Source organism: Oleiharenicola lentus (genome assembly GCF_051660365.1).
Taxonomy (GTDB): domain Bacteria; phylum Verrucomicrobiota; class Verrucomicrobiia; order Opitutales; family Opitutaceae; genus Lacunisphaera; species Lacunisphaera lenta_A.
Genome location: NZ_JBOZXB010000001.1, coordinates 1,038,825 through 1,063,178, shown reverse-complemented (window position 1 = coordinate 1,063,178; position 24,354 = coordinate 1,038,825). Strand labels below are relative to the sequence as shown.

5 protein-coding genes are annotated in these 24,354 nt (G+C 62.9%); 2 read left to right on the top strand and 3 right to left on the bottom strand.

Going from position 1 to position 24,354, the window contains the following annotated elements; translation table 11 throughout:
* Positions 1–93: 93 nt before the first annotated feature.
* Positions 94–3,054, bottom strand: coding sequence for a beta strand repeat-containing protein (locus ACRRQW_RS03915; protein WP_438479950.1), 2,961 nt, complete (start codon positions 3,052–3,054; stop codon positions 94–96).
* 382 nt (positions 3,055–3,436) lie between these two features.
* Positions 3,437–18,067, bottom strand: a complete 14,631-nt coding sequence (locus ACRRQW_RS03910) for a beta strand repeat-containing protein (RefSeq protein ID WP_438479949.1) — start codon at positions 18,065–18,067, stop codon at positions 3,437–3,439.
* A 378-nt stretch (positions 18,068–18,445) separates the two neighbouring features.
* Between ACRRQW_RS03910 and ACRRQW_RS03905 the strand changes: the two genes are divergently transcribed.
* Positions 18,446–20,416: a sensor histidine kinase gene (locus tag ACRRQW_RS03905; RefSeq protein ID WP_438479948.1), complete on the top strand. Its 1,971-nt coding sequence runs from the start codon at positions 18,446–18,448 to the stop codon at positions 20,414–20,416.
* Positions 20,413–21,063: a response regulator gene (locus ACRRQW_RS03900; RefSeq protein ID WP_438479947.1), complete on the top strand. Its 651-nt coding sequence runs from the start codon at positions 20,413–20,415 to the stop codon at positions 21,061–21,063. The genes ACRRQW_RS03905 and ACRRQW_RS03900 overlap by 4 nt, the downstream gene beginning before the upstream one ends.
* Before the next feature lie 157 nt (positions 21,064–21,220).
* Here ACRRQW_RS03900 and ACRRQW_RS03895 read toward each other — a convergent pair whose 3' ends face one another.
* Positions 21,221–24,307 carry a beta strand repeat-containing protein gene (locus ACRRQW_RS03895; protein ID WP_438479946.1) on the bottom strand — a complete coding sequence of 1,029 codons (3,087 nt, stop codon included), beginning with the start codon at positions 24,305–24,307 and terminating at the stop codon, positions 21,221–21,223.
* Positions 24,308–24,354: the final 47 nt, after the last annotated feature.

Sequence of the window (24,354 nt, the reverse complement as noted above, 5' to 3'; positions counted from 1 at the left end):
GTGCGGTCAGCGCGAGTCAGACGCAAAACCCGACCCCGTCGGCAACATGTCACCTAACGGGTGAGATGTTGTATGGTCATTCGCAGGGATCTCCTAGTGAGAACCAGGAGATGAGCGGCGGGAGCGTTTGCGGTAGAGCGTGAGCCCGAGCACGAGGGCGCCGAAAATCATGGCGTAGGTGGACGGCTCGGGGATCGCGGCGGCGGCGAAGTTGAGGGAGAGAGTGTTGCCGACTTGCGAGATGTTCCAGGAGCCGCCGTTGAGGTTGTTCGTGAAGCCCGTGCTGTTGAGGTTAAACTTCGCGGCGTCGAAACCGATGATGCTCGATGCGCTCGCGAGGGTGTAGCTGGAGTTCAAGGCGCTGTTGAAGTTGATGACGTTACCAGCGGTGTTGTTGGCGAGCAGCGAGGCGAGCGTGATCGTAAATTTATCTTCCGCAGTGGCCGCGATGGTGAGCGTGCCGGAAACGGAGAGGAGATCGTAACGCGTGCCGGCACCGGTGCCGGGGTTCGCGGCGTCGTTGACTTCCCAGTGGTAATTACCGCCGCTGGCCCAGGTCGTATTGCCAGCGGAAAGGGTGCCCGGTGAGTTGCCAGGCGCGAGGGTGCCGCCGGCGGAGACGGTGAGCGCGCCGACCGAGCCGCTACCGCTGAGGCGTCCGCCGGAGGCGACGGTGGTGAGTGAACTGCTCGCGATGCTTCCACTCACGACGAGGGTGCCGGCGTTGACGGTGGTGGCGCCGGTGTAGGTGTTCGTGCCGGTGAGGGTCAACGTGCCTGCGCCGCTTTTGGTGAGGGCGAGCGTGCCCGTGCTGCCGTTTTCGATGACGCCGCTGAAGGTCTGACTCGTGCCGGAGCTGGCGGTGAGCGTAGCGTTGGCAGCCGATCCATTGGTGATGATGCCCGCGCCGGAACTGACAGAGGAGAGCGCTCCGACGGTGGTGGAGTGACCGTTGAGAAAGAGCGTGCCGCCCGAGCCACCGTTGGTGTTGTCGAAGGAGATGTTCGTGCCCGCAGAGAGCGCATTGGCGGCGGCGATGGAAATACCAGAAGTGTCCTTGAGCGTGATGTTCGCGCTGACCACCGCGCCGGTGGCGGACGGATTTAGCCGGGAATTGTCGGAGAATGTCTGCGTGCTGCCATTGACTGCGCCGGCGACACGAGCGTTGAGCACAGATCCGTCGGAGAAATTCTGCATGCCTCCAGTGATGGCGTCGGCGTGTTCGGCGAAGAGCTTAGAGAAGACGGTAAAGTTCTGCGTGCCGCCGCTCACCGCGTCGGCTTTATCTGCGAAAACTTCTACGGAAGTGGTGAAGGTCTGGGTGCCTCCTGCCAAGGTGCCAGCGCGACCGATCGTGACCCGAGTTCCCGTGAAGGCGAACTCCTGGGTGCCGCCGGTGACCGTGAATCCGATGAATACGGGGCTGCCGGTGAAACGCTGGGTGCCACCACTGATCGTGCCGCCGGTTCCAATCGTAGGCGATGATATGGAGGCATTTCCGGAAAATAATTGGAGACCGCCGCTGATCTCGCCCAAGAAGCCCAAGCTTCCTCCGCTTCCAAAAACCTGCGTGCCGCCGGTGATCGTCCCGCCATCGAGCCAAAGGGTGGAGTTTTGGACGATAATTTCGCCGCCGCTCACGCCTGCAGCCGTATCGACAACAAAAGAACTTCCGCCCGCGACCCGATGCACACCGGAGGTGATGTCGCCGTTACTACTTGTCGCGACATCACCCAACTCGTGATCTGCCGCCCCCGTGTAGGTCAGCTTGAGGGTGTTGCCGGTGGTGGTGACGCCGAAGGTGCCGTTGTAGGCGTTGCCGAATTGTGCGGTGTCGATGGAGAACTTATTGGCCGCGTAGCCGTTGATCCCGGTCGTCGTCGCCAGAGTCCATTCGTAATTGCTGGAAGAGGTGAAGCCGGCCAACCGGCTGTCGAGGGCGGCGCTAGTATTTAAGCCCACCGAAAAACGATCGTTGCCGGACGTGCCGGAATTAACGGTAAGAGCGCCGTTGATGGTCAGGAGATCGGAGTTGGTGCCGGGGTTCGAGGCGAGCGCGCTGATGTCCCAGTTGTAGCGGCCGCCATTTTGCCAGGTTTGCGCGCCGGTGGTGAGCGTGCCGATGGCGTTGACGCCGGGAGCGAGCGTGCCGGAGACATCGACCGCGCCGGAAATAATACCCGTGCCGGCGAGCGTGCCGCCCGCGTTGACGAGGACATTACCCGTGCCGGTGGCGCTGCCCGTGGTGTTGGTGACCATCAATGTGCCGCCGTTGATCGTCGTGCCGCCGCGGTAGTCGTGCTGTTTGGGCGTGGTTGTTGTTCCGGGGGTGGGGCTCGAGTTGTAGATCGTGTAGCTCTGGATGGCACCGCTCGACAACGTAAACGTGCCCGGGCCTGCCTTCACCAAGGTGATCGCCTCGGTGCCGTTGTCGGTGATCACGCCGGCGAAATTTCCAGAATGGACGGTGAGTTGCGCGGCCTGGGAACCGGTGTTTACGACGAATCCGTTCGTGCCGATGCTGGTGATCGTGCCGATCGTCGTGTCGTAGCCGTTGAGATTCAGCCTCTGGCTGTAGCCAGTCCAGGGACCCGATCCTCCTGCGAAGGTGAGCGACGCGCCGGTGCCGAATGAATTCAAGGCTTCAGCGGTGGCAGAGGAGGTGTCGTAGAGGAACACGTTGGCGCCACTCGAACCGTCTGTGTTGGTCAAGCTGTGGGTGGCCGAGGCCAGGAGCCGGCTGTTGTTATAGAAGCTCTGTTGCCCGCCGATTACGGCGTTGGCCACCGACGCGGAGAGCTGACCCAAGTAAAAACGTTGCGTGCCGCCACTGACTCCGGCCGAGCTATTGGCGAAGAGCGAATAATTTCCGAAATTCCAGTCTCCGCTCGTGATCGGACCGCCAAGCTCGGGATAGTCCGTAAAGTGACTCTCAGTCGGAGTGTGCGTCTGGGCTGACGCAACGAACGGCATCAGGCCAAGGAGGCCGGCGAGGGCGGCGGGAACGAAACGACGGGAGAATTTGAGGGCGTGCGGAAGCGAAGGAAAACGCATGATGGCTGGAAATATGCGGCGCGGTTTTAAAAGTGAGCGCAGCGCAATGTAAACCTTATGCGAAGGCCCCCGGCTCATTTGGGGCGAAACCCCAAGAATGAGTGGCGAACCGGCTTTCCGGCTAATTCGAGTCACCCGTGCAGTGCGAAAATAACCGAGGGCCTGCGGAGGAGATTCCTAGGAAATATTTTTTGAACCACAGAGGCACGAAGACCCGCAGAAGACAGATTTAATCTGGAACTCAGGAAATCAGGGACGGAGAAATGCAGCGCGTGAAGGCCGTGCGCGGCTTTGGGCGTGGGGTGAAAATGATTTTTAATGCGGCAGTCGGGAAAGCGGGAAAAGAGTGGATGGTTCGATTCCTGATTTCGTGAGTTCCAGATTAATTTTTTCTCAGCTGGCGTTTGCGGTAGGCGGCGAGGCCCAGCACGAGGGAGCCGAAGATCATGGCGTAGGTGGATGGCTCGGGGATCGCGGAGGCCGCGGCGAAGTTGAGATTCAGATTGTTGCCGACTTGGGAAAGATTCCATGAGCCACCGTTCAGGTGGTTCGTGAAACCGGTGGCGTTGATCGTAAAGGCGTTGGCGTTAAAACCGATGATGCTGCCGGCGGTGGCGATCGTGTAGCTGGAGTTGATCGCGTTGTTGAAATTAATGACGTCACCGGCGGCGTTGTTCGCGAGGAGCGAGGCGAGCGTGATGGTGAATTTATTTCCCGCGGTCGCGTTGATCGTGAGCGCGCCGGAAATCGTAAGCAGGTCGTAGCGCGTGCCAGCGCCCGTGAGAGGATTCGCGGCGTCGTTGATTTCCCAAAGATAATTCCCGCCGCCGTTCCACGCGGACGTGGCGACGGTCATCGCGCCGGGCGAGTTGCCCGGACTGAACGAGCCGCCGCTGAGCGTGAGGCCGCTGGTGGTCGGGCTGCCGGCGATAGAGCCGGTGCCAGTGACCGCGCCGCCGTTGACGATGAGGCGAGTGGCACCGCTGGTGCCGAGCGTGCCGTTAAGTGAAACGGTGCCGCCGTTGACGACGAGGTTGCGCGTCGAGAGGCGAGCGCCTGTGCCGATCGTCAACGAGCCGGCGGCTTGCGTGAACGTCGTGCCCGCGCCGCCGCCCATGCCGGACATCAGGTTCGAGCCGCCGTTGGCGCCGGAGCCGGCGATGGCGACCGTGCCGTGGTTGGTGAAATTGGCGGCCACGCTGGATTGTCCGCCGTCCAGCACGCGGATCGTGCCCGTGTTGCTGGTGAACCTGATGGACACCTGGCCCTGGTCGTCGACGACGTTTGCGAGGTTTCGCACCGTGAAAGAACCGGCGTTGCTCGTGATCGGCGTGCCCAGGTTATTGGTCAGAACCACGATCCCGGCGGTGTCTACGTTGCCGGTGAAGGTGGTGCCGCCGTTGCTCGTGATGGACGAGGCGGTAAGGGTCAGGCGGCCGTTGTTGGCGATGGTCATCGGGATGCCGCCGCTGAGCGTGTTGGTGAACGTCACATTGCCTTCGGAGCCGACCGTGATGCTGGAGGCGCTGGTCGGCGCGGTGATTTGCGCGGTGCCGCCGTTGGCCGTGATCGCGCCCGTGGTGAGCGGGCCGCTGATGGTCGTGGCGCCGTCGGTGAAGGTGATCGCGCCGGTGGTGACGCTGCCGCTGAGCGTGAGTTCGCCGGTGCCCGCGCGCGTGAAATTGCCGGAGCCGGTGAGTGCGCCGCTGAAGGTCGTGTTTGAATTTTGCGTCAGCGTGAGGCCGTCGTTGCCGAAAGAAACCGAGCCCGCGCCGCTCAAGGCACCGAGATTCACCGCGCCGCTGCCGGCGAGGAATTCGATGCCCGCGCCCGTGAGAATGTTGACCGAGCGGTTGTTGAAGAGCGCTTGTGCGCCCGCGAGAATCCCCGCGCGCACGTCGAGGCCGCCCGACCATTGCGAGGAGTCGCCGTCGAGTGTGACTTTGCCGAGGCCGATCTTGGCAATGGTGCCGCCGCCCTCGATGTCCCCGTCGAAATACAAATTGCCCGCGCCGCCGAGGAGAATGCCGCTGCCGTTGTCGTAGAAGCCGAGCGACTTGTTTGGGCCGTTCGGATGATCGGCGACGTTGAAGCGAATCGTGCTGCCTTCGACGGTGTTGATGAAACCGGTGTCGGCGTTGCTGCCACTTTCGATGGTCAGCGCATCGAGCGCGAAAGTGGCGCTGCCGCCGGCGAACTCGACGCGCGTGTTGTTCGCGGCCACGCGTTTCAGCCCGGTGAACCCGGCGATATTTTCGATTTCGAGCGTGCCGTTCTGGGTGAAGATTCGTTCGATGACATTCGTGTTGGCGCTGCTGGCGAGGATGACGCGACCGGTGCCAGCCGTGGTTACGGTGGTGGATGCCGCGCCGGAGTTGACCAACGTGCCGGCGAAGCGCAGGTCGCCGTTGGACGCTCTCAACGTAAGCCCGCCATCTTGCGCGGTGAACGTGCCGCTGAATTCGGCGGCGGCGCTGGCGGAGTTGCCGAGTGCGCCGGAAGTGAATGCGGTCAGTGCGGCGGTGCGCGTCAGGCCGTTGAGATCGACGGTGCCGTTGGAAAGCGTGATACCCGCGTAGTTGATTGTCGGCGCGCTCAGTTTGAGCGTGCTGTTCACTTCGAGGCCGCCGGTGTTAGTCGGGAGCGCGTTTAATTCTGCGAGACCGCCGCCGGTAATGAACAACCCGCTGGAGCCGGTGATTGGCGCGTTAAAGGTGGCGACGCGACCAGGTTTCACGATCAGCCAAGAAGGGCCGGCGATGCTGAGCGGGCGACCGGCATCGAAGGTGATGTTTGTGTCGAGTTCCAAGTAGCCCACGCGGCCACCGCCGCCGGCAGAACCGAGCACGACGGACGAGGCAGCGAGCGCGTTGCTGCTGCCGATAGTGAGCGTGCCGTTGGCGATGCGGGTGGCGCCCGAGTAGGTGTTGTGGCCCGTGAGCGTTTGCGTGTGCGTGCCGTCGATCGTGAGGCCGCCCGTGCCGCTGAGGTTGCCGGCAAAATTGCCCGCCATTGAACCCGCGAGCGTGAGTTGGCGCGAACCGAGGGTCACGTGGCCACCGGTGGAGCCACCGCCGTTGAGCGCGCCGAGCGTGAGATCGAAGCTGGATAATTCCAACGCCGCGCCGGCGGCGTCAGCGAAGGTCACGTTAGAGGCAGCGTTCAGGGCATTCGCGCTGCCGGCGATGAGTTTACCGGCGTCGAGGTAGATGTTACCCGTGGTGGAATTCGTGCCGCTGAGCGTGAGCGCGCCGCCGCCGCCTTTGCGCAAGGTGAGGCTGTCGACAAGTGCCATGGAAAGCGTGTGGTTCGCTGCGTCGGAGAATTCCAACGTGCCCGCGCCGCCGATTTGGGCAGAGGCGAGGGCGCTGTGAATGCGCAGTGTGCCGCCGACCGAAGTCGCGCCGGTGTAAGTGCCGCCGCCGGCCAGATCGAGCGTGCCGCCGAGCACGGTGAGTGAGCCTGCGCCCCCGATTTCACCCGCGAGCGTGGTGAGCGGGTTGGCGTTGATGGTGAGCGTTTTTCCGGAGGCGATCGTCGTCTCGCCGGTGTAGGTGAGATTGCCGTGCAGGCTCACGTCGGTGCGGACATCGACCGCGCCGCTGCCGCTGATCGCGCCGCTGGCGCTGCCGCCGTTGATGCGCAGCGTGGCCTCGTTGATGATTTGGCCGCTGGTCACGCCGCGGATTTCGAGCACGCCGTTTTCAATGGCGATGTCGCCGTTGAAGCCTGCGGCGCTGAGCACCGTGGTGCCGCTGCCGAGTTGGCGAAGACCGCCGGCACCGCCGTAATTGTTCAAGCCGAGCGTGAAGAGGTCGCTGCGATTGATGGCGAGCGTGCCATTATTAACGAGCGAGCCGTCGAAGTCCGTGCCGGCACCGCCGACGTAGCCACTCGTGCCACCGATACCGAGTGTCAGGGTTTTGCCCGTGGCAATCGTGGTGCGGAGAAATGCGCCGTTGTGATTTAGTCCAGAGTTGCCCGCGACGGCGATGTTGCCGTTTACGTCGAGGTAGTCGGCGTAGAACGATCCCATAGTGCCGTTGGTCGCAAGCACGACGCGGCCGCTGGGGGCGGTCACCGAGCCGGTGAAGTTAACGGCGGAGTCGCCGGGGTTGGGATTCTCGACGGTGGCGACGCGCGGTGCGCTGGTGAAGAGAACGTTCCCTGCATGGATCGTCGTGCGGATATCGCCGGAGCCGGCAATGTCGCCGGTGAGCGTGAGGTTTTTGCTGCGACCCCAGGTGAGCGTGCCGTTCACGGTGAGTCGATTGAACATGCCGCCGTCGTCGGGCACGGCTCCGATCTGACTGAGGCCCAGGCCCGCGCCGCTATCGATGAGGTAGTGACCGGTGAATTGCTGCGCATTGTTCAGCGTGACGCCGCCGGCATTCATTTGCCGGATCGTGCCGTTGCCTTTGATTTCAGAGCTGAGGACGAGCGCGTTGGCGCGATTAAATTCCAACGTGCCGAGGACGTTGATCGTGGCGGTGCCGGCCACGTCGCCGAGGAAACCGGTGGTGCCGCCGTTACCGAGGCGCAACGTGGACGCGATGACGGCCGTGCCGTCGAACTCGGGACTGTCGGCGGTGAGCGTCACGCGATGGTTGCCCAATAACGTGAGCGTGCTCGTGGCGGCGCTCGTGATTTCGTTGGTGATGAGGCTGTCGGCGTTGGCGGTGAAGCTCAGGTTGCTGGTGCCGAGATTGGTGCGGCCGGTGTGGCCGAGTGCGCCGGTGAGGCGGGTGGTGCCGGTGCCGTTGAAGGTGACGTCGCCTGCGCCGAAGATCGAGAGGTTGTCGAGCGAGCGGCCCAACGGGCTGCTGTCGGTGTCGATCGCGAGCGTGCCGCGGTTATCAATCGGGCCGGTGATGGAGCCGGTGATGCCGAGCGCGAGCGTGCGGCCGGTGTGGATGATCGCGCCGCCGGTCGCGGTGTGGAGGCCGGTGAGCGTCACGGTGCCGAGGCCAATTTGTTCGATTGTGCCGGTGCCTTCGCTGGTGAAATTGAAACTCGGGTTGCCGCTGCGATTGAGGAAGAGCGTGCCGTTGTTCACCACATGGGCCGCGATGGGCGTCACGCCATCGAACGCGAGGCGTCCCGCGAGATTGCCGGTGCTGCCGCCGTTGCCGAGTTGCAGGCTCGTGCCCGCGTCGATTCTCGTGCGCCCGATGTAGCTTTGGTCGACGGCGAAGACGAGTTTGCCCGCGCCGCGTTGCCACACGCTGCCGTCGCCGGAGATCGGGGTGTTGAAAATCGTTTCGTTGCTGCGGTTGAAGGCGAGTGTGCCGTTTTCACGCAGATCGAAGGCGCCGAAGATTTTCCCGGTGGTGCCGCCGTTGCCGAGTTGCAGCGTGCCGTTGTGAATCGTCGTGAGGCCGTTGAACATGTTGTCTTCGGCGAGCACGAGCGTGCCGGTGCCGGATTTGAACAACCCGCCGTTGCCCGTGATGACGCCGCCGAGCAGACCGACGGTTTCGCTGGACGTGTTGTTGAAATCGAAGGCCAGCGTCGCGCCCGTGGCGATATCGATCGCGCCGGTGTAGTTTGGCGCGTTCGTGATCGTGAGCGTGCCGGCGGCGGTTTTGTTGAAGCGACCGGTGCCTTCGAAGATCGCGGACAGGGAGAAATCGCCGACGCGCGCGAAGTTCACCGTGCCGGAATTCACGATGCGTCCGGCGAACGAAGAGCCCTCGTCGAGCTTGAGCGTCGCGCCGAATGCGATGTTTGCTTGCGCGGTCGCGCCGGTGTTGGCGCCGGTGAGGATGAGTTCGCCGCCGTCGATATTGAGCGTGCCCGCGAAAGGATTCGTGCCGCTCAACGTGAGTCTGGTTGCCTGGTTCTTCGTGATCGTGCCGAGGCCGGAAAGTGGGCCCGCGAACGTGACGTCGCTCAAGGCGTAGTCGAAGAGCAACGTGCCGCCGGCTTCAATCAACGCGCCGTTGCCAATCGAGCCGCCTTCGACGAGCCGCAGCGTGCCGCCGCTGATCTTCGACGCGCCGGAAATGCCGGCGGCGGTGCTGACGGTGAGCGTGCCCGGGCCCGCTTGGTAAAGACCGCCGATGCCGGTGAACGTGGTGCCCATCGCCGAGAGCGTGATATTGTCGGAGCGGGCGAAGCCTGCGTAGGAATTCGCCCCGACATTGATGGTCGTGCCGCCGATGGCGCCGGTGGTGCCGCCGTTGCCGATTTGCAGGGTGGCGCCGCTAACGACGTTGGTCTGGCCCTGCCAGAAACTGCTGCCGGCAAAAATCACTTTGCCGTTGTTGAGCCTGACCGTGTGTGCGGCGTCGATGCCGGTGAGCGTTTTGATCGTCACGGTTTCGCTGTTGGAAAATTGCACGTCGCCCGTGTGAAGAATCCCGACGTCGGTGGTGCCGATGTTTACAAAACCCAGCAGGCCGCCGCCGTTGAAATTGAGCGAGCCTCCGCCGGAGAGTTCGTTGCGAATGACAAACGTGCTCGTGCCGGCCAGCGCGACCTGGCCGAGGCTGCTGACGACCACGCGATCCGCGCCGGAGAACGAACCCGCGTTGATCGCGAGTGCGCCGCCGTCGAACGTGAGAGTGTCGGTGTCGATTTTGTTCACGGTCAACGACTGGCCCGCACCGAGGCTGACGTTGGCGACGGTGAGCTCGTTCACAGAGAAAGCGCCGCTGGGGGAGAATGAACCGGTGCCTTGGATTTTTCCGGCGAATACGCTGCCTTGCGCGAGCAGCGAGCCGTTCGCGTTGACTGTGCCGGAGCCGGCGAGCGCGAGTTGCGCGGAGGTGCCGCTCGCGATGCCGAGCGTGCCGTTCACCGTGCTGAGATAACCCGAGCCGTTGGTCGTGCCCGTGCCGGTGAGATTGAGCGTGGCGGATTCGTTGACGGTCAGTTCGCGCACGCTGGTGTTTTGATTCTGATTGCTGAGGTTCAACGTGCCGCGCGCGGCGGTGTAGTTGTGCAGATCGGAGCTGGCGGCGAGTTTCGCGTTCACCGTGCCCGGGCCGTCGTGGGTGAACGCGCCCGTGCCGGCGAGCGGGGCGGAGAGGTTGACGACGGTGTTGCTCGTCACCGTGCTGATCGTCCCGCCGTTGGCGCCGATCGTAATGCCGCGGTTCGCGTGGAGATCGGCGCTGGTGCTCAGTGTGCCGCCATCCAGGATGATATTGCCGGCGGTAAACGTCGTTGGAGCGACGCCGAGGCGGTTGTCGTCACCGATGCCGAGCTTGCCGCCTTTGATCGTGACCGGGCCGGTGAACGCCTGGCCATTGAAGAGGCTCAAGTTGCCGCTCAGCAGCGTGAGTCCGCCGGAGCCGGTGGCGACGCCGCCGAAAGTGCCATTGCCTGTGAAATTAAACGCGAGCGTGCCGTTGTTCGTGACGTGGTTGGACAAGAACGATTCCGAAAGCGCGCCGCCGTTGCCGATTTGTAGTGTGCCGGAGTCGATAATGAGGGTGCCGAGCGACGAATCCGGCGTGCGGTCGAGGATGCCGGTGCCTAGTCCCGACATGCGCACGGTGCCGTAGTGGCCGAGCGAGCCGTTGATCGCGCCGGTGATGCGCGCGGTATCGCCCAGTCCCGGCGCGAGCACGATGGAACCGACGCTCGTGAAACCTGCGAACGATCCGCCGGTGAACGTGAACTTCGTGTCGGCGGAAAGCAGTTCGGTGTGCCCCGCGAAGAAATTATTCGCGCCCGTGGTGGTCGCTTGCACGCCACCCCCGAGCAAGAGGTCCGACGACGCGCTGGTGCTGTTGAACGAACGACCGAGCGTGAGGTTACCGGAGCGGTTGATGTTGATCGTGCCTTCGTTGACGATGGCGGCGTTGGCAAACGAGCCCGTGGTGCCGCCATCGCCGAGGAGGAGCAGGGCGGGCGATTTCACCTTGAGCGTGCCGCCGAAACTATAGTCGCGATTCATCTGGATGATCGACGCGAGGTTCATGATCGAATGCGCCGGGCCGGTGATGTCGTTGGCGGTGCCACGGAAAGTGAAGCCGATGTCGCTCGCGAGGACGTTGATGTTGCCTGACGTGTTGAAAAACGCGTTGAGGTCGCCCACGTGCACATCGCCCGTGCCGGAGATGGGGCCGAGGATCGTGCCCGCGCCGGCGATCACGGCTTCGTCGCCGTAAGAGAGACTGCGCCACGCAGCGAGGGTGACGCCGCCTTGAAGTTCGAGCGTCGCGCCGCTGTGGAGTTCGAGGTGATTTGCGCCGAGCGAGACGTCAGGGCGCGTGCCGAGTTGGCTGTCCTGGCTGACGGCGAGTGTTGCGCCGGTTTCGACGATGGTGCGGCCGGTGTAGGTGTTGAGACTGGAAAGGGAACTGGTTTCAGCGCCGCCGATGTAGATGTCGCCGGAGCCGTCCACGCCGGCCATGAGCGAACCGTTGAGGCGGATCGTGCCGTCGTTCCTCATTCGGAAACCCGCGGTTTGGAAAACGGCGTCGTCGATGGTCAACAGCCCACGATTTTCGAAGCGCAGGACGCTCAGGATGCCTTGGTCCGCCACGGTGATGGAGCCGTAGTTGATGAGCAGACTGCTGTGATAGATGTCCAGTTGCGCCTGATTGCGCACGTCGATCGTGGCGTAGTTGGTGCGGAGCTGGCCGAAATAACCCGATCCGGTCGCGTCGTTGCTGCGCACGGAAGCGTTGGCGCCGGTGAGGTTGAGCGTGAAACCGTTCGGCAAGGTCGACGGGAGATCGCCCGCGATCCTCATTTCGCCCGCGACATTGAACGAGCCGCCGACGAGATTGAGCGGTTGCGCGAAGAACAACGTGCTGCCCGCGTTGACGCCCACGTAACCCTGATTTTGAAACGGCGTGTTCACCGTCAGCATGCCGCCGTCGGATACGAGCCGGCCGGAACTGCCGAGCGTAAGACCGGTGGTCGCGCCGCCTCGCTCGATGTTACCGTGTCCCGTGAGGCGGCTATCGAGGGTGAAGACGCCCGCCGTTGTCCGCGCGAGCGTGAGCGTGGCCGGGGACGTTTCCGTGGAGTTGAGCGTGATGAGGCCGGTGCCCGCGAGCGCGTTGCTCGTCAAGGTGAGCGCGCCGCCGGTTTCGTGCGTGCCGCCCGCGCCATCCGCGACGGCCGTGCCGCCAATGAAAATCGCGCCGTGATTCGTGGTGAGCGGGGCGCTGAAATTCGGGAGCTGTGCCTCGCCGACGGCGGACGTGCGGTTGCCGAGCGTGAGGATGCCGCTCGCGGTGATCGTTGAAAGCGCGTTGGCGTTCGCGCCGGCTGAGTTGACGATTTTTGCGCTCGGGCCAAAGAAAGTCAGGTCGGTGCCGAGATGCGTGAACGCACCGGAATCGAAGCGGAGCGTGCCCGCAACTTCGTAGCGACCGGTCGTGACAGCGGCGGTGCCCGTGCCGGTAAGGCCGGCGACATTGTTGCCGGCGAAGCGCAGCGTCGCGCCAGTGCCGACGCGGATGAGACCGACGGTGCCGTCGTCGCCGCGATTGGTGAAGTTCACCACCGAGGCGCCCACGATCAACGTCGAGGCTTCGCGTAGGGTGATCGTGGACTTGTTGTAGAGATTCGCGACCGACGCATGGAGAGTCGACGTGTCGGCGAGCGAGAGCGCCACGCGGTTGTCGAACGTGAGTGCGCCGAACGACATCGTGGAATTTTCGAAGATCGAGAGCGTGCCGGTGTTGCGGAAGATGCCGAGCCCGACGCCGAACGTGAACACTGAGTTGTTGCCGACGGCGAGCGTGCCGTTGTTTTGGAACAGTCCGACGCCCGACGGCAGCGCGTAGCCGAGGGCTTTGTTGATCGCGAGCGTGCCGGAGTTGAGCGAGAAATTCGCGAGCGCGTTGCTGTTGAGCTGGTCGACGATTTGCGGGGCCGCGCCGCCGAGCGTGAGGTGCGTGGCGTTCGTGCGCACGTCGGCGTTGTTGAATTTCAACGTGCCGCCGTCGATGACCCAGCGACTTGCCAGGCCGGTGCCGGAGGAGCTGAGCGTGGTGCCGGAGAAGTTGGCGAAATTTGGCCCGTCGATGAACAGCGTGGAGCCCGTGCGGACGCCGAGGGTGCCGTCGTTTTGAAACGTGTTCGCGCCGTTCGCGTCGAGCGTGTAGTTGTAACCGGATCCGATGGTGAAGCTGCCGGTCGCGAGGTTCTTCTTGATGCCGACATTCTGGCCGTTGGGGCCGGCGATGGAGGCGCTGGCGCCGTCGATCAGGATGGTGACGGCGTTGTCGAACTGGCCGACGTTTTGCGGCAACACGAGCGTGCCCGCGACGCGGTAACCGCCTTCGATGAGCGCGCCGTCGACGAGGGAATGAAATGGCCCGGTGATGCGCAGCGTCGCGCCGCTGTCGACGTCGAGAAATCCACGATTCGTGAAACCGCCTGCGTCGGCCTGAATGGTGAGTTCGCGGCCCGCGCCCATCGCGTGGAGGGTGCCGCCGGTGTCATTGACGACGGTCAAATTGCCGCCGCCGATATTGCCGGCGCCTTGGAACGTGTGGTTTTGATTTGTGAGCGTAAAGCCCGCCCCGAGTCCGCTGATCGTGCCGCTGCCCGCGTTGGACCACGTCGCGAAGTATTGTTCGAAGTTGGTAAAGTTAACCGCATTCGAGGCGTAATATCCGCCGAGTTGCACCGCGCCGCCGCCGTTGAACGTGGTGTTTTGCCAGAGCGTGATGCTGGCGGACGTGTTGGGATTGGTCGCGGGATTTTCCGGTGCGAGGTGAATCAGGCCCTCGTTTTTGAACGTGTTGCCGTAGTAGGTGAACGACGCCTGCAAGTTGGTGCCGCCGGCGATGTTGATGACGCCATTCCTGGAATTTTCCACGAAGCCGAGGGCCGAGTTGGCGCCGGAGACATTGATCAGCCGGTTGTTTTTCAAGATGCCGCCGCCGATCGCGCCGTTCACGGTGAGCGTGCCGTAGTTGTTAAACGTCTTGTTAAATTCCGTTACGAGCGTCGCGCCGCCGGCCACGGTCAGCTGGCCGGCGAGATCGATGTTTCCGTTGATGTAGTTCGTGCCGAGGCCGACGCCCAACGTGCCATACACGACGAGTGCGTTGGTGTTCAGGGTGGAGAGTTGCAGCGAGAGCGTGCCCTGCGGGCCGACAAAAATGTTGCCGCCGTTGACGGTGACCTGCGAGAGCGTGCCGTTGGATTGGAAATCGAGCAGGCCCTGCACGACGTTGCCGCCGATGGTTTCCTGGTTGGTGATGGTGGCGTTGGCGATGTCGAGCGACGACGTGCTCGCGCCTTCGCGCAACGAGCCCATGCGGCCCGAATTGATGATCTGGCCGTTGGTCGCGTTGAAATTCAACGTGCCCGCCGCCGCGTAAATGGCGCCGCGGTTGACGACGCTGTTGCCGGAAAGCGTGCCTGCGCCGCGAATGAGCGCGGAAGAATTTTTCCACGTGCCGACACCGGCGAGGTTGCCGGAGCCGTCGAGTGAAAATTGTCCGCCACTGGCCGTGAGGCGACCGAGCTGGATTTCGCCGCTGCTGATGAAGTCGAAATTATCCGGCACGTGAAAGGTCGTCGTGCTGCCGGCGTTGCCGCCGAGGATGAGATTGCCGCCGAGGTCGAGCAGGCCGCCGTTCGCGATGGTGAGGTTTGGGCCGGTGACGTGGAGCGTGCCCTTCGGGAACACGGTGATGGAGCCGCCGTTTTCAATCGTAAGCGAACTGTCGGTGCGCAGCGACGTGTGGCCCGAGAGGGCGAGGATGCCCGCGATGGAGTTGAAAGAGCGCAGGGAGGGTTGAGTGGCCGCAACACCATCGACAAAGCGCGTGAAATAGTTGCCCGCTGTATTCGTGTTGTAGGCAGTCGCGACCAGATTCGGGAGTTCCGCATCCGGCATGAAAATCAGCGTTGTTCCCGCGGCCACGCCGCTCAGATCGGCGCCGGTGTAGCGCACGTTACCGCCGATATTCCAAGTGCCGCCCATGAGGCGGTTGCTGCCGTCGACGGGCAGGCTGGAGTTGTTGGTGTCGGCGCCGCTGGTGTCCAGGCGGCCATACGTGCCCACGTTGATGGTGCCGGTTTGCGAAGCGATGCCCGCGAAGCTCACATAGGAGTTGACCGGGGTGTTGCCGGCACTGCGGCCGGAGACGGTGAACACGCCGGTGTTGGTGAAGGCGGTGGTGGAAACAAACGAGGCGCCTTCGCGCACGGTCATCGTGCCGTTGTTGCGCGAGAAACCGCTGAAGGCGTCGTTGACCGACGAGTTGCCGCTGACGTTGGCGTTGGGCGTGCGCAGGATGAGCGTGGTGTCCGCGCCGAGCGCGTTGATTTTGAGCGAGCCGAGGTCCATGCGCCCCCCGAGATTCCAGATGCCGAGGCCGCCGAGCGTGCCCGCGACGCCGCCTCCCGGATTTGTGACATTGGACAGCGTGCCGAGCGTCATCGTGCTGGTTTCGGTGAGTTCGAGCACGCCTCCGCTGATGTTGTTCAAATTCGGCGCTTCAAACGTCGCGCCGTTGATCACCGTGAAAATTCCCGTGTTGCCCAGATAACCGCTGGCGAGAGTTAGGCGCGTGTTCGCTCCGGAGAGCACCAGCGTGCTGAAGTTGTTGAGCGTGTTGTCGACCGTAAGTTGCGCTCCCGCAAGCAAGGACAGCGAGCCGGTGTTGGTGTTGAGCGTCTTGAGGCCCTCTTCCAGATTGTTGCCCGTCGTCTTGCGCGCGAGGTAACCGCCGGTTTGCGGCGCGCCGGAGAGCACGATGCTCGTGGCGTTTTGCGTGATCGAAGCGCCAGTGTAACGGAATTGGCCGCCGCCCAGATTATTCCCGAGGAAAAAATTGATGCCGCTCAGGTGGCCGCCGGCGGTGACGTTGCCGAAGGTGCCGCCGCGCGTGTCGACCCAGGTTGCATTATCGAGCAGAATCGTGCCGGCATCGAGGCCGGTGCCGGTGGCAGTGAGGCCCGGCGTGGTGAGCGTGGAACCCGCTTGCAGATCGAGCACGCCGCCGAGGCTGAGCGGGCCAGTGAGCGAGAGACTGGGGCCGGCCAGCGTGAGCGCGCCGTCGAGCGTGCGCAGGGTCGGCAGCGGATTCGCACCGTTGTTGAGCAGGTGGAGCGTGCCGTCGCCCACGGCGGCGTTGTCGATGAGCGTGAGCGAAGCGTTGGCTCCGATGGTGGTGATGTCGGCGCCTTCGTAGAAAAGCTGGCCGCGCAGGGTGAAGTTGCCGTTGGCAAGCACGCCGTTGGCGTCGACGAATCCTGGCGTGCCGCGGTCGAGGTGATCGAGGATTGGGTTGCCGTTGGCGTCGCGCAGGCCGGTGTTGTGCAACGTGCTGCCGGCGTCGACGGTGACGCGCGCGTTGGGCGCCATGTTGAGGCCGCGCACGACGGCGGAGTTGGCCCCGCCCTTGAGGATGAATTCGCCCGCCGATGCGATGGAAAGTGAGGTGGTGTTGGCGAAGCCGACGTTATCGAGGAGCAACACGGCGCCGTTGGGGATATCGAGCGTGGCGAACGGCTGCGTGACGTTGCGCAGCGTGACGTATTCGTGCGGGTTAAGCGCGAGGTCTTCGCCGACGGCGGCGCCCGGGTTGATGATCGAATCGAGGATGCGGTAACGTTTCGCGAAGGCGTCGTTGCCGCTGAGGCTGAAGGTGGAGTTGAAGATATCGACGAAGTAGGGGTCGGCGGCGAGGATCTGTTTGAAAAGCGGAGGCGGGCCGCCGCCTAAACCGAAAGCGGAGATACCAAACTTGAGCGCCTCGACCGTGAGCGTGGGCGCAAGACCGAGTTCGACGCGGTTAAGCGCGATCGGGCTGACGTAAACCGAGGGGTAGATTTGTAGCGTGGGATCGTCGGGGCGGCTGACGACTTTGATCGCGGACGGGCCGCCGTCGTCGGGCAGGAGCACGTCGAGGTATTTGGTCGTGATGAGTTGTCCGTCGACCTCGTAGGTTACGTCGAAATTGCTCTGCAGCACGAGGCGGGTTTGCGGCTTGAGTTCGATCGTCTGGCGCAGGCCGAGCGCGATGCCGGCATCGACGCTGAGGATGGTGGCGTCGACCAATAGTGGCGTGCCGGGGATGTGAATCTTCGGCTCGAAAGGATTGAAGGGCAACCCGAGCGCGAGGGTGGTCAGGCCGAGAAGATTGGCTTGGATCGCGAGGACTTCGTTTTGCTGGGCGACCGATCGGAGTGACGAGCCCGATTGGTTGTCCATATCGATGGCGTTGAAACGAATGTTGCCCACCTCCACGGCCAGCGGCACCGAGACGTTGCTGTTAAACGTCGCGAAGGTGTCGCGGTTGATCGGAACCGTGAAACTCTTGACCAAATCTTTTTCGGCGATGCTGCCGAGTCCGCCAAGGAGCTGGATTTTGTTACTGTTGTTTACGTTGTAGCTGACGAGCGGGATGGTGAGATCGAAGGGGTTGATGAAAAGCAGCGCAGGATTGTAGGTCAGCACGCCGGCGACCTTGGTCAGATCGGAGAGCGTCACGGTGCCGGAATCGCGGCCGAAGCCGTAGCCGATGTCAGCGGTGACGCTCGCGTGGACTTTCAGGACGGCGCCGACGGAGAATTGAGCCTGCGGAAACGTCGTTTCGAGGATGTTGTTACCCGGCGCGACGTTGCGATTTTGCGTGACGTTGATGGTCGGCGTGAACCCGGGGCTCGAAGGCAGGTTGAAATCCGGGATGTCGAGCGAGATGGTGTTCGGCAGGTCGATGTTCATGTGTCCGCTGGTGGACTTGAACATGACGTCGAAACCGATCTTGCCTGACGTCTCCGCGCTGAAAACGAGACCCCACGGTTCGCCGAACGCGCCGTAAGACATTCCGCCATACGGGCCGGCTTTTTCGTCCCAGGTGACCCCGATGAACTTGTTGTAATTGATCAGCGTCGGGCTGCTGCCGCTCCACATGTTGACGTTGCTCGCGGTGTAGCGCGTGTCGAACGTGATGGTCGACTGCGCCATCGCGCGCGGCGCAAGTGCGGGCAGGCCCAGTGCGAGAGAAGTGCCGAAAAGAACGGATTTAGCGAGACGGGCAGACGCAGCTCCGCGAGCGAAGAAACGGGATGTCAGGTGCATTTAGGGTGTGTGCGAACGAAAAAACCAGGTGGGTGATACTGCTCTAATGCAAAAAGGCGTCGGCTTGCAGCTCTTCTTTTTGCAATAAGCGTGGAAAAACGTGTCCGGCCGGCCAGTGAGCGGGGGCGAATGAGCTGATATTAGGGGAGAAACCGCACTCGGCTGGCGTTAAGCGCGGCGAGCTCACGCAAAAATCCAGGCGCAACCGGATCTTCGAAGAGACATTTTGAGAGTGAAAATTCATCGCGGAAGCAAAGTCAGTCCTATGCATCACCGGAAATTCACCCGGCGGCAAAACTGCAAACCCAGTAGTGCTACTGGGTTTTGGTAAAAGCGCGGGCTTGCCGAAAAACGGGGGGCGCGGCTGGATGGCGGCGCTTGATCGCGTCACGGCGTCCTTCTCTCGTTTTATTTCTCGGCGTGCTCCTGTTGGCGATGGCCGCAGTGGGGGCGTTGGTGTTTCGCGTGGCGGGAAATCATCACGGGCGGCAACCGCTGCCCGACGCCGCAGGTTCGACGATTGCCTGGCTGGTCGACCCGACGCAGCAGTTCACCCTGCAAGAAGTCGCCGCGAAACCGGCTGATGCGTGGCAAACGTCCGATGGCAGCGCCGCATTGCGGGCGAACTATGGCGAAGCGTTGTGGGTGCGCGTGACCTTGCGCAATCGCGGGCCGCATGCGTTGCGCGGGGTGTTGCAGGATCGGGAATATTACACGGATCGCGTGGAGGTGTGGGTGCAGCGTCTGGATGCTTCCGCGGCGGAATGGTCGCGCGTAGTGATGGGTGAAAACTTGTGGGCGAGCGCGCGTCCGTGGTGGGCGGTGACGCCGGCGTTTGCGGTCGAGGTGCCGGCGAACAGCGCGCGGGTGATCTACCTGCGCGAACAGGATCATTATTATCCGGAATCGTCGTGGCAGTGGTGGCCGCAGCAGGAGGATTATTTCTCCGCGCAATGGCGCGAGGTGCTCGCGAAAAGCGTGTTCCTCGGCGCACTGGCGGCGTTGTTGCTCTACAATGTGGTGCTGTGGATGCGGCTGCGGTTTCCCGACATGGGTTGCTATGTGGGCTACGCGGCGGCCACGACGATTTTTAACTTCGCCGAGAATGGCGGGCTCGCGCTGGTCGGCGGACTCATCGCGCCGCCGTGGAAAATCGTGATCGAGGTCGTCTCGCTTTCGGTCAGCGGAATGTTTGTCATTCAATTCGCGCGGCTGTTTTTAGCCACGGCGAGTGCGAGGCCGCGCACGGATCGCTGGTTGCGCCGGATGATTTTTGCGTGGGCCGGATTGCTCGGGTTGACCCCGGCAATGCCGTGGCTGCGGTTTGAATTTTACCTGCTGGCGGCGGTGTTTGGCACGGTGGTGACGCATGCGGTTTTGTTGAGCGTGGCCGTGGCGTCGTGGCGGCGCGGCGTGCGCCCGGCGCGGTTTTTCGTGGCGGCATTCGGCGTGTTGTTCGTGGGCGGGACGTCGGCGATGACGGTGTGGCTGAGCGGGATTTCGAGCGCGGGTCCGGCGCTGTGGCTGCTCGCGGTTTCGACTTTGGAAATGCTGCTCCTGTCGTTTGCCGTCGCGGATCGATTTGCACAGACTCAACGCAAGCTCGTCGAGGAAACCGAGCAGCGCCGCGTGATCCAGGAAGCTTACGCGGACGAACTAAAAATTGAGGTGCACGAGCGCACGCGCGAACTCGTGCAAGCCAACGCCGACAAAGACCGCATGCTCGCGATCATCGGCCACGATCTGCGCGCGCCGCTCACGGGATTGATGCGCTCGGCGGATGACACAGAGAGTGAATTCGCGCGCGAGACCGCGCGCACGGGACGCGAGTTGCTGTTGCTCATCGAGGACGTCGTGTTGTGGGCGCGGTTGCGGGCGGGCACGCGCGTGGTCGCGGTGCATCCCGCGCGGACGTTGGTTGCGCCGGCGGTGTCGCTGCATCACGCGCTCGCGGAGCAGGGCGGCGTGGCGCTCGAAGTCGACGTGTCGGAAGTGTTGCGCGTGGAAACCGATCTCGTGCTCGCGCAGACGCTCGTGCGCAACCTGCTCGCGAATGCGTTGAAGTTTGCGCGCACCCGCGTGGTGTTGCGCGCGACCAGCGCCGCGAATGGCGACGTGCGTTTCTCGGTGGGCAACGATGGCCCGCCGTTGCCGCCGGAAGTGGCCGCGCGTTTCGCCGCGGGGGAAAACGAACCGATGACTGCGACCGGCGGATTGGGTCTGCGGTTGTGCCGCGAAATTTGTCGCGCGCTTGGCACCCAGCTCGAGGCGGGCAGTCGTGAGGAGTCGGGCACAGAATTTAGTTTCACGTTAAAAACTTCAACCCCGACGGGAGTGCGAACGGCATGAGTGCGAAAAGCGAAGCGGTGCGCCGCGTGCGCGTATTTGTGGTGGAAGACCAGGGCATGGTGCGCGCATTTTTCGAACGCTGGCTGGCGCGCTATCCACAATTCGTGCTCGCCGGCTCTGCGCGCACCGGCGAAGAGGCGCTGCTGCAAGTTGAGGCGGCAAAGCCCGATGTGGCGCTCGTGGATTTTCAACTGCCGGGCATGGACGGTCTCGAATTTGTGAGCGCGGCGCGGCAACTGCGCCCGCAATTACGCACGTTGATGGTGACGTCGCTCGTCGATCCGCTCGCGCTCACGCGCATCCGTGAATCCGGGGTGGAAGGTTACCTGGAAAAAGATGCTTCGCCCGAAGCGCTGGTCGCTGCGCTCGAAGCGGTCGCAAGCGGACAGCAGTCTTTCTCGGAAAGATTTCGCGCGACGCTGGCGCATGAAGACGCGCAACGCGAAGGGGTCGGGAAGATTTTATCGCGTCGTGAACAACAAGTGCTGGCGCATGTGCTCGCGAACAAAAGTAATCGCGACATCGCAGAGTTGCTGGAACTGAGCCTGCGCACGGTGGAATTTCACCGCGCCAACTTAATGTCGAAACTCGACGCGACGAACCTCGACGAACTCACCGTGAAAGCCCAGCTGCGTGGCTGGCACTGAGGCGGAACGCCGCGAGCGCAAGCAGGCTGATTTTGAATGTGGAAATCAGGAACGCAGGAAAAAGACGGCAAGGGCGGATCGATGTCTGGTTTCCTGAGCTCCAGATAAAACTGCAGGTTGGCATGAGCCCCACGTGGCACTTGACACTTAATAGGTGTCAAGTGGCTCGGCGCTTCCGGTAGAGTGCAAGGCCGAGAACCAGTGCGCCGAAGAGGGCGGCGTAGGTGGAGGGTTCGGGGATCGCGGATGCGGTGAAGTTGAGCGTGAGGTCTTTGTTGCTGTTGCCGAGGGCGAGATTCCACGTGCCACCGAGGGTGTGGTTGGAAAAACCTGAGGTGTTAATTCTGAAATCAGCGGCGTCGAAACCGAAGATGCCGCCCGTGGTCGTCGCGATGGTGTAGCTGTAATTGAGCGCGGCGTTGAAATTGATGACATTGCCGGGCGAATACACGCCAGCGGTTTGAACGAGGGAGATCAGGGAGAGCTCAAACGATTCTGCGGTGAGCGCGTTGAGGTTGAGTGTGCCGGTGATGCTGAGCAGGTCGTAGTGAGTGCCGCGTGCGCCGGTGGCGTTGGCGATTTCCCATTGGTAACTGCCGCCCGCCTCCCACGTGGTGCTTGCGGCAGAGAGCGTGCCAGGGGAATTGCCGGGCGCGAGCGTGCCGCCGTCGACGACAAAGAGTGTGCCCACACTGCCGGAGCCGCTGAGGCGTCCGCTAGTGTTCACGGTCGTGATGCCGTTGGCGGCCAGCGAACCGTTCACGACCAGCGTGCCATTTTCGACGTTGGTTGTGCCCGTGTAGGTATTCGCAGCGGTGAGGGTGACGGTGCCGGTGGTGTATTTATCAAGGCCGCCGGTGCCTGCGATCACGGCGTTAATCGTGCCGGCGTTGGGCGAAAACCCTGTGGTGGAAAATGTGCCGTTCTGGATCGTGCCGCCGAAGAGATACACCGTGTTAATGGCCACGGATTTTCCGCCGAGATCGAGGATGCCGTCGGGCATGAGCTGAGCCGCTGTGCTGCTACCACCGATCGTGCCGGCGCCGGAGAGCGCCACGGTGCCTTGATCGATGTAGAGCAGGCCGGTGTGCGTGTTGATGCCGGTGAGAGTCAGCGTGCCGGTGCCGTATTTTTCGAGCTGGCCGTCACCGCTCAGCGCGCCGCTGTAAGTGGTGCTGGCGTTGTTGTGGCCGACGGCGAGCGTGACGCTGTCGGTGTTTTCGTTGGTGAGCGCGAGGTTTTGCGAGCCTGCGAGACCGCCGAGATTAACGTAAGTCTGCGTGCCGAAGGAAAGCGTGCCGCCTTGCTGGTCGTAGTTGAGCGTGGAGCGGGAAAGTGCGTCCTCATGACCGAGCACAATCTTGCCGCCGGTAATCACGGTTTCACCGGCGAAGTTGCCGGTGCGATTCAGCGTCAGCGTGCCGCTGCCGGATTTCGTGAGGGTGCCGGCGCCGGGATAATAATTGTTGTTGTCGATGCGGACATCGAAGGTGACGTCGTCCGTGTGATTGAAAACAATCGCGCCGGCATTTCTCACGCGACTCGCTTCGAGGGTGCCGGCGAGGCCGCCGGTGCCGATGTTGAGCGTGCCGGTGGGATCGATTTCCACGTTGCCCGCGACAAGGCCGCTGGAACTTTCACGCTGCACGCTGACCAGGCCGCCATCGGTGATATTCAGTGTTCCTTGGGTATAGCGGTCTTCGTTGATGATCGCGCCGATGCCGAGTGCGGGGAACGGCGTGGACTCACCGACGATATTCCAACGTGAGCCAGCGCCCGTGACGGTCGCGATGCCGACGGGTATCGGATCGTCGGCGTCGCCTAGGGCGCCGAACACGATCGCGGCGTTGCCGGTGTTCACCACGCCGCCGTTTTCGACGAGCAAGGTGCCGCTGCCGAAATTTCCCACGCTGAGTTGATTGGTCACATTGAGTTCAGAGCCGGTGCCGGTGACGGTGAGCAACGAAGCGGTTTCACGCGTTTGGTAGCCGAGGATAATCGCATCGGAGTTATAGTGTGCGCCGGCGCTGACGGTGACGCTGCTCGCGCCGTAGTAGCCGAGGATGTCCTCGTTGTTTTCTCCGCCCAGCGTGGTGAGCGTGGTGCCGGCGCCGGTAATCGTCATCGTGGCGCTGCTGTCGGCATCGAGGGCAGTCGTCAGGCTCGCGACGGTGGCGGTGGTGCCGTTGTTCAGTTCAAGCGAGCCGGCGCCAGTGTTGCCGATCGCGAGGTGGCTGCCGTTGGTCCACGTGGAGTTGTTGAGCGTGAGACTGCCGCCGTTGTCGATTACGGTCGCCGGGCCGCCGAAGCCCGGGGGATGCGTCGCGGTCGTGAGCACGGAGTTGGTCACCGTGACCGCGGAGTTATTGATCATGAAATTTCCGCCGATGGTGAGTGTGCTGTCGCTGACGGTGAGGGCGCTGTTGTCCAGGGTGAGCGAATAGGCGGTGGCGGTCTCGTTGGAAATCGTGACAGGTGCGCCACTGTCGACGATGACGGCGGCGAGCACCGAGGTCGGGCCGGATGCAGCGGGATCGGAGGTTGCCAGGTCGGTCCAGTTGCTCGCAGTCGCGAAGCTGGCACTGGCGCTGCCGTTCCAGAGAAGCATGCCTTCGGCCGGGCCAACTGGATCCGGATCAGGCGGGCCGCCGCCGCCATCATCGTTACCATTGGGCTCATCGCCCGTGTCGCTGACCGCAGCGAGGGTGTAAGAAAAGTCATAGATGCGCAACGAACCGGTGCCTTCTTGCGGATCGCTCCAGTTTTCAGCGTCGACAAAGAAGCTCAGCAGGCTTTCGACGTAAACGTCAGAGCGAGTTCCGCTTTGAGTATTTGATCCCGAGTTGTCGGAAAGCTGGAAATCCACTCCCGCGGCGCCTTGAAAGCCGACGGGGTCATATTGAGGACCGTAGGCGTCAAATGTCTCGTATTCCCATTTGAAGCTGACGCGGTAACTTTCCGTAAGCCCGCCGAGGCTGAATCGTGCGAAGGTGCGGAGGTCGTCGTAGTTCAGCGAACCGACGAGGGTGAACGACGAGTTGCCGTCGAAGGTGATGCTGCCGGGCGTGGTGCCCGGGGCATAGGTGGCGCCATTTTCAAACGTCCAGTTGCTAAAGGCGAACGCGCCGGTGAATTGCGCGGCGAGCGGCAGTTGAGTGACAAACGACAACGCGAAAAAAATCGCGATAGCGCGAAGCGGGCGCGGCTTTCCCAAGCGGGCGCGGACGGGATGTGGTGCGTGCATAAGGCGCGCGACGCTGGTTGGCGGACATCGCGCAGGCTGTGCATTGC

Excerpts from the sequence above, each read along its gene's own strand:
- ACRRQW_RS03915 (WP_438479950.1), bottom strand. The coding sequence starts at position 3,054 with ATGCGTTTTCCTTCGCTTCCGCACGCCCTCAAATTCTCCCGTCGTTTC.
- ACRRQW_RS03895 (WP_438479946.1), bottom strand. The coding sequence starts at position 24,307 with ATGCACGCACCACATCCCGTCCGCGCCCGCTTGGGAAAGCCGCGCCCG.
- ACRRQW_RS03900 (WP_438479947.1), top strand. The coding sequence starts at position 20,413 with ATGAGTGCGAAAAGCGAAGCGGTGCGCCGCGTGCGCGTATTTGTGGTG.
- ACRRQW_RS03910 (WP_438479949.1), bottom strand. The coding sequence starts at position 18,067 with ATGCACCTGACATCCCGTTTCTTCGCTCGCGGAGCTGCGTCTGCCCGT.